Origin of the sequence: Paenibacillus sp. AN1007 (genome assembly GCF_040702995.1) — a bacterium.
In the GTDB taxonomy this organism is placed as follows: Bacteria; Bacillota; Bacilli; order Paenibacillales; family Paenibacillaceae; genus Paenibacillus.
The window spans coordinates 1,389,750-1,397,490 of the sequence record NZ_CP159992.1; the positions used below are offsets into that span (position 1 = coordinate 1,389,750).

Annotated in this window: 8 protein-coding genes and 1 tRNA gene; all 9 read left to right on the forward strand. The window is 43.6% G+C overall.

Annotated features, from left to right (window positions below; translation table 11 throughout):
- Window positions 1-159 precede the first annotated feature (159 nt).
- The 9 genes from ABXS70_RS06405 to fabD all read left to right on the forward strand — a co-directional run bounded on the left by ABXS70_RS06405 (window position 160) and on the right by fabD (window position 7,735).
- The gene (locus ABXS70_RS06405) at window positions 160-609 is read left to right on the forward strand and encodes a general stress protein (RefSeq protein WP_342552011.1); all 450 of its coding nucleotides are present in this window, start codon (window positions 160-162) and stop codon (window positions 607-609) included.
- 224 nt (window positions 610-833) lie between these two features.
- Window positions 834-919, forward strand: a tRNA-Leu gene (locus tag ABXS70_RS06410).
- Window positions 920-970: 51 nt separating this feature from the next.
- Entirely contained in the window at window positions 971-1,195 is a 225-nt protein-coding gene (locus tag ABXS70_RS06415; protein ID WP_342552010.1) for a hypothetical protein, read from the forward strand.
- A 93-nt stretch (window positions 1,196-1,288) separates the two neighbouring features.
- On the forward strand, window positions 1,289-1,606 hold the full coding sequence (locus ABXS70_RS06420; RefSeq protein ID WP_342552009.1) for a PadR family transcriptional regulator: 318 nt from the start codon (window positions 1,289-1,291) through the stop codon (window positions 1,604-1,606).
- Window positions 1,603-2,163 carry a DUF1700 domain-containing protein gene (locus ABXS70_RS06425; protein WP_342552008.1) on the forward strand — a complete coding sequence of 187 codons (561 nt, stop codon included), beginning with the start codon at window positions 1,603-1,605 and terminating at the stop codon, window positions 2,161-2,163. The genes ABXS70_RS06420 and ABXS70_RS06425 overlap by 4 nt, the downstream gene beginning before the upstream one ends.
- Entirely contained in the window at window positions 2,153-2,923 is a 771-nt protein-coding gene (locus ABXS70_RS06430; RefSeq protein WP_342552007.1) for a DUF4097 family beta strand repeat-containing protein, read from the forward strand. The genes ABXS70_RS06425 and ABXS70_RS06430 overlap by 11 nt, the downstream gene beginning before the upstream one ends.
- A 40-nt stretch (window positions 2,924-2,963) precedes the next feature.
- Window positions 2,964-3,740, forward strand: coding sequence for an ABC transporter ATP-binding protein (locus ABXS70_RS06435; protein ID WP_366294814.1), 777 nt, complete (start codon window positions 2,964-2,966; stop codon window positions 3,738-3,740).
- Window positions 3,741-3,742: 2 nt separating this feature from the next.
- Window positions 3,743-6,151 carry an FtsX-like permease family protein gene (locus ABXS70_RS06440; protein WP_366294817.1) on the forward strand — a complete coding sequence of 803 codons (2,409 nt, stop codon included), beginning with the start codon at window positions 3,743-3,745 and terminating at the stop codon, window positions 6,149-6,151.
- Window positions 6,152-6,511: 360 nt separating this feature from the next.
- A complete protein-coding gene (gene fabD, locus ABXS70_RS06445; RefSeq protein WP_342552004.1) occupies window positions 6,512-7,735 on the forward strand; it encodes an ACP S-malonyltransferase in 1,224 nt (407 codons plus the stop codon).
- Window positions 7,736-7,741: the final 6 nt, after the last annotated feature.

Below are 7,741 nucleotides of genomic sequence, written 5' to 3' on the forward strand. Positions count from 1 at the left end.
TTCTTTATTTAGTCTATCAGAACTAGGTATAGATTTCCAGTAGGGAAATAATTAAGCTTCTATAGGTGAATTGACTTAGCGAATGGAATTGTCGTTACTGAACGTTAGCTGCAGGGTTATATTAGGATATGAGGGTATGAGAAAGGGGAGGGAAATAGAATGACGAAACTGTTTGTTGGGCTTGCCCGCACGGAACACGAGGCTATTATCATGTTGAATGCGTTAAAAAAGGAAGGCATTAAAGATAAACATTTGGGAGCTGTAGCCAAAGAACAGCTGGACCTGGATATGATCAGCGAGAAGACCGGGCTGCCCAAGCCGCTGAAAGGTGCTGGAACGGATGGAGCATTTGGTGCACTGAAGGGGATATTGGCCGGACTAGGAAAACGAATGGATCAGACGGCATCCATCGGAAAAGCAGTGCGAAGGCTAGCTGGCAATGAGATTGGCAGTGAGACGGATGATCTGGTCTTAACGTTGACCGAAGCAGGCATTACGGAGCAGGATGCGCGCTGCTATGAGGACTGGCTGCTGCAGGGGCATATTCTGGTCATTGTGGAATGCAGCGAGGAGCAGGCGGAGCGTGTGAAATCGATTTTGCTTTTTTAGTTTAATTTAAGGCTGATTTTAGGTTCCTTTAATGTTGGGGAGGTATTCTTATCTCACACCTCCCTTAATATAGATGGCTTACCGGAAGTCCGGGACCGCAACTCGGACTTTCTAGGCACTGTGAGCTGATGCTTGCAGTGCCTGTTTCATTTTTTAGAAAAAGGGTTGCATTATTGGTTTATCCATGGTAAGATATTTCTTGTCGCCAAGAAAGTTATACATACGCCGGGGTGGCGGAATTGGCAGACGCACAGGACTTAAAATCCTGCGGTAGGTGACTACCGTACCGGTTCGATCCCGGTCCTCGGCATATTTGAAGAAAAAGGAAACTCCTTGTTACACAAGGGGTTTCCTTTTTTTTATGTCTGAAAATGAAAAAATGGATTCACAGCAATGGAGTATCTTCTTTATTTTGAGGACGGATTGTGGGGCGAAAAAGCTAACGTTTAACAGGGAGTTCATGTCGCGCGCACGAATGGGTTCTCTCATTCCGATAGGTCTTGATGGGGTCGATTATTCTGATTATAAAATGAGCATGTCAGTTAGGTTGGTGCCTAAAAAATGGAGTTTAAAGGAAAAATATTGAAAGGTACCTTGCAATAAACAGTAGCAGGTGGTAATATTTGTATTAACAGCTACTGTTTATTGCTCAGTACTAAATAAAGCGTGGTGAAAAATAATGAATGTTCAATTCAAGAAGGGTGTGTTGGAGCTTTGTGTTCTTGTTTTAACATCAAAGAAAGACCGTTATGGATATGAGTTAGTAGAACAGATATCGCAAAAATTTGAAATAGCGGAGGGAACTATATATCCCTTATTACGAAGGCTGGCATCGGAAGGATTATTTTCAACCTATTTATCCGAATCAGATGAGGGGCCTCCCCGGAAGTACTATAAGATTACCCATGAGGGAAGGAAAGTCATGAACAAAATGGTCAACGAATGGAATGCATTTGCCGTAGGCGTACAGGAAATGATTGGGGGCGAATCGGATTGAATAAAGAAGCCTATCTCAATGAATTGGCACAGAATCTAAAGACGCTTCCTCCTGAGGAATTGACTGATATTATGGTTGAATTTAGGGAACATTTTGAGTTTGCTCAATTAAGCGGACGGTCTGAAGCAGAGGTGATTTCCAAGCTCGGGAATCCCCGACTGGTTGCTCGTGAAGTGCTTACCCAGTCACACATTGAAAAGGCGGATAAATCCCCTACCCTCATTAGCGTAACTAGAGCGGTTATGGCAACGGTGAGCTTAGGATTGTTCAACTTAATTATCGTGATGCTGCCCTTTGCTGCCTCCTTACTACTCATTGCCGGGATATTCGGCTTTGCCATTTTTCTGATTATTTCGCCGATCTGGTTAATGATTCAGAATCCGTCGCTCATGGCTTTCTTCAATGATATTTTTCTTATGCTTGCCTTGGTTGGTGGAGGACTTTTGATCCTCACTGGAGCGATAAAGTTTACCCGGATTTATTACAATCTGGTTATCAGGTATCTGAAATATAATTTGAAAGTTATAAAAAAGGATGTGACCCACATTGAAAAATAGATTCCGTAACGTAATCAGACTTGCTCTTCTGCTGATTGTCATCGGCGCGATTGGAAATGTAGTGCTGTATATGCTGGGAAAGTCGCCATTTAATTTAGGTGATCTTTCTACTGAACAAAATGTTAGGATGGACCAGACAACGAACCTGCTTATCCGTACAGAAACGGGGACGGTAGATGTAGTACCAATTAAGGGGAATGAAATCAAGGCCGTTTTGGAGGGAAAGACGACAAAGCAGTCGCTGAAGGATTACCAGCTGCAAATCTCTCAGGATCAGGGACAAACCAGAATTGAAGTTACTCAGGAAAGCAAATTCCGTTTTTTTGATATCTATACGAACCTTAAGCTAACGATAGGAATTCCTGAAACCCAATTAAACCAGCTGCAGGTTGTGACCGACACAGGAAATATTTCAGTAGACTCCGTCATAGCGAGCGAATATCAGATCATAAGCGACACGGGTTCTATAAAGATGGATATAAAAGAAGGGGTAATCAAAGCGGAAACAAATACTGGAGCCATTACTGCTTCGCTTGATCACATCATTCAAGATATTCATGCTAAATCCGATACGGGAGATATTATCATCCAAACAGCCGAAGCTCCCCAAGCACTCCGCACCAAATTTGCTGCAGACTCCGGGACCATTAAGGTGACACTGCCGAATTATCAGGATGGTTATATCGGTGAGGGAGGACCATTGGTAGAACTGATCTCGGACACCGGTGATCTTGAGATTGAACAGTATTCAGCAAAATAAATGAATGAAAAAATAAAGTTAACTTTGGGAGGCGCTCTTAATGATAACAGAGAATCGCAGAAAAGAAACGTTAATCAAAACTGTTGATTTGTGCAAAACCTACTCCTCGGGAAATGAACAGTTTCTCGCAGCTAAAAGTATTAATCTCGAAGTATACAAAGGTGACTTTACAGTTATTATGGGCAGTTCGGGCTCAGGGAAATCAACGTTATTGTACCTCCTGAGCGGTCTGGATGGAATCACTTCCGGAGAGGTGATTTTCAAGGGACAACGAATTGACGAATATTCGGAAAAAGAAATTACGGATTTCAGGTCCAATAAAATTGGCTATGTATATCAATCGATCAATTTGATTCCTGATTTCTCCCTGATTGAGAATGTTGCTTTTCCGGGATATGTGGCTGGTCGCAGCAAAAAGGATGTGAATAAACAAGCATTAGATCTGTTGAACAGGATAGGGATTGGGGCTCAAGCCGAACGTCTGCCATCCCAGGTATCTGGAGGGCAACAGCAGAGAGCAGCCATTGCCAGAGCTTTAATTAATTCTCCCGAAGTAATTTTTGCGGATGAGCCGACGGGGGCATTAAGTCAGGAACAGGGTGCAGTAATTTTGGATCTCTTGACCGAGATGAACCAGAATGCTCAATCGATCGTGATGGTGACGCATGATATAAAAGCTGCCTGCAGGGCAGACCGGTTAGTTTTGGTCAAAGACGGAACCATCGAAGGGATTTTGGAACTTGGCAAATATTCACCGGATGAAATGAAAGCAAGAGAAAACCAAATATTCATGTTTATGACAAAAAAGGAGGAGTAGTGATGTATGCTGCATGGAAACTATGTTGGACCAACCTGAAGCATAAAAAAGTGCAAAACAGCTTCATTGCAATTATCATCATGCTGGCGGCCCTGCTCCTTTCAACGGCCGTGTCGGTTCTTAACAACACAAACCATATGTATGAGAGTATGCATGATAAGTCCCATGGTGCTCACCAAATATTGCAGATGGAGAACGGCATCCATGATCCGAACCAGGTACACAATTGGTGGGAGAAGCAGAAAGGTGTAGTGGTTTCGGATTTGATGCGGTACCGTTATCTGTCCAGTATGTCTTATGCTGGAAAAGAGATCCCTAATGTTGATTTATTCATGATGGATGCGCCAAGCGGACCTTTTCCCGTCGACCGGCTGCAGTTTGTGGAAGGGCAAGAAAAAGCTTCACCGGAAGCAGGAACCGCCTGGATTCCTACCTCTCTGGCTTATCCCAATGATATTCATGTTGGAGATCCAATTGAATTCAAGACGGATGAAGGGGTCATTCGGTTAAACGTTGCGGCCGTGGTCGTGGATATTTCATACTGTTCGCCATTTGCTACGAGCGGGAGAATTTGGCTGAATCATCAGGATTACAATACAAATATGACCACATTACCGGGCGACGACAAGTATATGACCGGATTGCGGTTTGATGATTACAGCCAGAATAGGGCCTACTGGGAAAGATTTGAACAGTTTCTCGGTACCCCTTATCTGGAATCGGTTAAAGACTTCGAGAGCTTGTCTTCGTATTATATGATTGCGAACCAGGTTATCAGTTTCGTTATGATATTTCTTGCAGTCGTCATGATCTGTGTTGCCCTCTACACCTTAGGGTTCACGATTTCCGATGCGATTCTTTCCAGCTACAGAACGATCGGAATTATCAAATCTGTCGGATTATCCTCCAGCAAAGTAATTATGGCTTATGTAGGACAGTACACGCTCTTGGCGCTCGTCTCGGTCATTCCGGGGATTCTGGTCAGCAATATGCTTTCTGGTACAATTGTTGCCAAATCTATGGCTTATCTCAATACAGGATCATCAAGTATAAATGGGCTGTTTTCAGCAGCGGGGATATGGACTGGTGCGGCAGTCGTAATGGTTATCTTTCTCTCTGCCCTGCTTTTTTCGAATAAGGCACGCCGTGTCGAGCCAGCACAAGCCGTTCGTTATGGTATGTCGGAGAAAGAGTATTCGCAAAAATCAGGGGGAAAGGCAGCTTGGAAACGGAAGCTTCTGCAGATAGGTTCTCTTCCGACTTCCATGATTATTGGGTTAAGAAGCGTCACGAAGAATATTCGGGGTTCGCTGCTGATTGTTCTAATGTCCGCTTTGTCCACCGCTGTACTTGTTTTTGGTTTCCTGTTTGTATACAGCATTTCTTCCATACACGGAACCATTGCCAAATGGGGATATGATTCGGCTGATCTGTCCGTAAGAATTGATAATCCAGCCCAATTAACCTTTGAACAGCTTAAAGAAAAAGTCCTTTCGGATCCGAGGGTTAAGAATTATTCGCGTTATGGAGATGCAAATGCAGTATTACCAGTGCCTCAAAAGCATGGGGCTAATGAACAAGATACAAAGGGGATATTACTGACGGTGGCTGATGGGAACTATGATGAAATAGGCTATCAAAATGTGGAAGGTCATAACCCTGCTTCTGACAATGAAATATCGGTCGGTGTGAACGTTGCGAGAACTTTGGGTATCAAGTCTGGCGACTCACTGGACATCTACATTGAAGGTGAAAAACATACTCTGACAGTCACCGGGATTTACCAGGCCATTGCGAACATGTCCAATACGGGGCGAATTACTGCTGATGTCATCAGAAAAAGCAATCCAGACTATGGAAGTGCGATGAACACTACATTTGTTAATCTGAATGCAGGAACTTCAGTCGATCAATTCGTGAAAGAATTGAATCAGCAATATGGAAGTGTGCTCGGGATCGCAAGTCAGGCTTCGTTGGTTGATGAAGTATTCTCCCAGGCTGTCACGATCATCGTACTGCCAATGTCGGTCATGGCCCTTTTGTTTATCGTCATTACGTTTGTTATCATCTACAGTATATGCCGGATTAACATGAAAAAAGAGAGCCGTACCTACGGGATTTACAAGTCAATCGGTATGACATCCCGTCAAATCCGTCTTTCGGAAACAACGGGTATCCTGGTTGTATCGGGAATCGGTGCTTTGGTCGGCATTCCGTTAGGTCTATTAGGACTTCCCCCGCTGCTTAACTTTATTTTAGCCGATTATGGGATTGTTGAAGTTCCCTTGATTATGAACGGTGGAGGAATAGCCTTGATGATACCTCTAAGTATTATTGCCGCTGGTTTAGGTTGTTGGGCAGCATCCAAATCTATTCAAACGACATCACCTCGTCTTTTAACCATGGATTAATAGAAAAGGGTGTCACAAAAAGCCTTGAAATGGCTGCTTGTGACACCCTTCGCTGTTAAGGTAAGAGATACATATAACTGAGATAAGATAGCTCCGTCTTCCTCCAACAGCAGAATATCTCCTTATGGACCTCCTCTTTTTTAAGCTAAATACTCACTTGACATGGAAATAAATTGTATTGTATTGTATTTTTATGCTTAAATTACAACTATATCCTAAATTTTTGAGCAATATTTAAAAAACACCCCTTCTTCTATCAACCACAAAACGACAATTTTCTCCAAAACCTCCCAACATAGAATATTTTTCACACTGTTTTAATCGTGTTTAAAACAAAATACTACGAATCGAGGTCTGCTTATGCCAACGACGGCATTTTTGTTTCCGGGTCAGGGATCACAATATGTCGGTATGGGAAGAAAGCTGTACGATGAATTTACTCTAGCAAAGCATTACTTCGAAGAAGCGAACGACACGCTGGGTTTCAATCTTACTGAATTATGTTTTGAAGGCAGCCATTCACAGCTTATGCAGACGATGAATACACAACCGGCCATATTAGCTGTAAGCGTTATTGCCTTTGAAATCGGCAGGAGAGAGCTGGGGTGGGAACCTGATTTTATGGCCGGACACAGCCTTGGCGAATACTCCGCACTCGTATGCAGCGGTGTTTTATCTTTTCGGGACGGGCTTGAGATCGTAAGGAAGCGGGGATTGTTAATGCAAGCTGCACATTCTTCCGACAGTGGAGCAATGGTCGCTGTGACACATGCTGCTTCTGATCAGCTGGAGGAATTTTGTCGACAAGCCAGTAACGAAAGCTCACAAGTTGTGATCGCTTGTTATAACTCCTTGAACCAACATGTACTTGCTGGTCATCGAGCAGCTGTTCAGTTGGTCGTCGAGCGGCTGCAGGTTCAATTTCCGGATGTAAGCATTAAATATTTAAATGTTAGCGCCCCCTTTCATAGTCCGTTGATGCAGTCGGCAGCGGAGAAATTAGCCGTTGAATTACAGAAGCTGGAGACCAGGGACGCAAGATGGCCAATCATCTCGAACGTAATGGCAAGACCGTACGGAAGGCAAGAACTGCTCCCGCTTCTTTATCGCCAAATGATCCAGCCCGTGCGGTGGCTGGAAACGATGCATTATCTGAACAGTCAAGGAATCCGTCGAACAGTGGAAGTCGGGCCGCGCCAAGTATTGACACGCCTAATGAAGGAAACCTATCCTGCTGTTCAGACATGGCAATTCGATCATCCTAAGCAATTGGAGGAGCTGCGGACATATTTTGACGGAAGCGACAATGATCGTGAAGCAATCATCGTCAGCATTCGACAATCCTTAACAGCTGCCATTATTGCGCGAAATCGGAATCATGATGCCATGGCTTACAGTGCCGGCGTAATCCTGCCTATCGAACAAATCAGGGATTTGATCGAAAAGTTAGCTGAAAATAATTCTTTGGATTTTACGCAAACGTTAATTCGGATTAAAGGTCTGCTTCAGTCAGTGCTGTTCACCAAACAATTACCGCTTGAAGAACAGATGATAATTATGGACAAGTTACCAGCAAATTTTTAGAAGGCT